The sequence below is a fragment of the Nocardioides sp. genome (assembly GCF_031422975.1).
Taxonomy (GTDB): domain Bacteria; phylum Actinomycetota; class Actinomycetes; order Propionibacteriales; family Nocardioidaceae; genus Nocardioides.
Genome location: NZ_JANPEO010000367.1, coordinates 1 through 2,442, shown reverse-complemented (window position 1 = coordinate 2,442; position 2,442 = coordinate 1). Strand labels below are relative to the sequence as shown.

Below are 2,442 nucleotides of genomic sequence, written 5' to 3'. Positions count from 1 at the left end.
ACAAGCTCGGCGTGGTGCCGATCCCGACCAACAAGGCGATGATCCGCGCGGACCAGGCCGACCTCGTCTACCGGACCGAGGAGGCCAAGTACGACGCGGTCACCCAGGACATCGCCGAGCGCCACGACAAGGGCCAGCCGATCCTGGTCGGCACCGTCTCGGTCGAGAAGTCAGAGCTGCTGTCCGGGCTGCTGACGAAGAAGGGCGTGCCGCACACCGTCCTGAACGCCAAGGTCCACGCCGACGAGGCGAAGATCGTCGCGATGGCCGGCCACAGGGGCGCGGTCACCGTGGCCACCAACATGGCCGGTCGAGGCACCGACATCATGCTCGGTGGCTCGGTGGAGTTCCTCGCCGACCAGGAGCTGCGCAAGCTTGGCCTGGAACCGACCGGTGAGACGGCCGACGCGTACGAGGCCGGCTGGGCCGAGACCCTCGAGCGCGTCAAGGCAACCGTCGCCAGCGAGCACGACGAGGTCAAGTCGCTCGGCGGGCTCTACGTCGTGGGCACCGAGCGCCACGAGTCGCGCCGCATCGACAACCAGCTGCGTGGTCGCTCCGGCCGTCAGGGGGACCCGGGCGAGTCCCGGTTCTACCTGTCGCTGCAGGACGAGCTGATGCGCTTGTTCAAGTCCGACTGGGTCGACCGGGTCCTGCAGGTGCTCAAGGTGCCCGACGACGTGCCGATCGAGAACAAGCGCGTCACTGGTGCCATCGCGAGCGCCCAGGGCCAGGTCGAGTCACAGAACTTCGAGTCGCGCAAGAACGTCCTCAAGTACGACGACGTGATGAACCGCCAGCGCGAGGTCATCTACGGCGAGCGCCGTGGCGTCCTCGAGGGTGCCGACCTCGAGTCGCAGATCCGCACGTTCATGGACGACACCATCACCGGCTACGTCACCGGCTACACCGAGGGATACGCCGAGGACTGGGATCTCGACGGCCTGTTCACGGCCCTGCACCAGATCTATCCGAGCGAGCTCACCGCCGATTCGGTCGTCAAGGCCGCCGGGGGCCGCGCCGCGATGAGTCGCGAGGCGCTGATCGAGGACCTGAAGAAGGACATCCAGACGGCCTACGACCGCCGTGAGGCGGAGATGGGCGAGGAGGTCATGCGCGAGCTCGAGCGGCGCGTGATCTTGTCCGTGCTCGACCGCAAGTGGCGTGAGCACCTCTACGAGATGGACTACCTGCGTGAGGGCATCTACCTGCGGGCCTACTCCCAGCGCGACCCGCTCGTGGAGTACCAGCGCGAGGGCTTCGACATGTTCGCGGCCATGATGGACGGCATCAAGGAGGAGTCGGTCGGCTTCTTGTTCAACCTCCAGGTCGAGGTGGACACCGACGAGGAGGACACCGTCACCGAGTCCGACCGGGCCGCCGCCCCGGCGCTCGACCCGACGACGCCGCAGATCGACTTCGCGCAGGCCCAGGCCCACGCAGATCAAGGCCACGACCACGGCCACCAGGCACCGCAGATCCGGGCCAAGGGCCTGGAACGCAAGGCAAAGCCGGCCAACCTGTCCTACTCCGCCCCGAGCGAGGACGGCGTGGCCGAGGTCACCGCTGCCCCGGTTGACGACGACCCGTTCGCCGGCACCGGTCGCAACGCCGACTGCCCGTGTGGGTCGGGCAAGAAGTACAAGAAGTGCCACGGCGCTCCCGGCGGGGCCTCGGGTCGAGCCACCATGGGCGGTTAGGCCCACTCGAGCGCAACACACTGCCAGCGACCGTCGAGGACCTCGAAGCGGGCGGCCAGGGCGCGCGACCGGGCGCCGTAGCGGACGTGGGCGGCAGCCTCGAGCGCGTCGGCACGGACCAGGCTGGTGTGCGCCGAGCGCAGCACCGGGCGAATGGCACCGCGGCCCCGCCCGACGGCCGGGGTGGTGCCCGCGGCCCTGGTGACCAGCTGGGCGCGACGAGCGAGGTCGGCGTAGACGTCGGGGGAGCAGTGCCGCAGCACCTGGGTCGTCGGCCGGTCGCCGCACGCGATCTCGACGGCGCAGGCCAAGTGGCGGCGTACGAAGCGGTCGAGCTCGGCCCGCTGAGCGGCGTCCGTCCTCACCAGGTCGCCCGGCCAGGTCGTGGGCAGGAGCTGGACCCCGGTCTCCGGCGGATCGAGCCGCGGCGTGAGGTCGAGGGCGAGGGAGCCCTGCACGCTCGCCACCGCGACGGTGCGTCGGATCGGGATCACGTTGAAGCTCATGCACGTACTCGCTTCGCTCCGTGCGCGCATGAGGCACCGTCCGCGCTCTGTTGGATGACTCGCTCGCTTCGCTCGCTCATGGTCGTGCCTTTCGGTTCGATCCGGGCTCGAGGTCGAGCCCGGGGCGGATGAGGTCCGGGTCGCTGCCGATGGCGTCGCGGTTGGCGGCGTAGAGCTCGCGCCACGAGGCATCGATGTCGGTCGCGTCGGCGCCGGGGCCGAGCTCGGCCGCGGCG

Annotated in this window: 2 protein-coding genes; one reads left to right on the top strand and one right to left on the bottom strand. The window is 69.8% G+C overall.

Annotated elements, in window-relative coordinates:
• Nucleotides 1-1,700 (top strand): SEC-C metal-binding domain-containing protein (locus RMO85_RS11075; protein WP_310528780.1); only part of this gene is annotated, 1,700 nt, incomplete at its 5' end.
• On the opposite strand, the gene RMO85_RS11070 is transcribed toward RMO85_RS11075, so the two are convergent.
• Nucleotides 1,697-2,206, bottom strand: coding sequence for an Rv3235 family protein (locus tag RMO85_RS11070; RefSeq protein WP_310528779.1), 510 nt, complete (start codon nt 2,204-2,206; stop codon nt 1,697-1,699). The genes RMO85_RS11075 and RMO85_RS11070 overlap by 4 nt on opposite strands.
• Between the last annotated feature and the right edge of the window lie 236 nt (nt 2,207-2,442).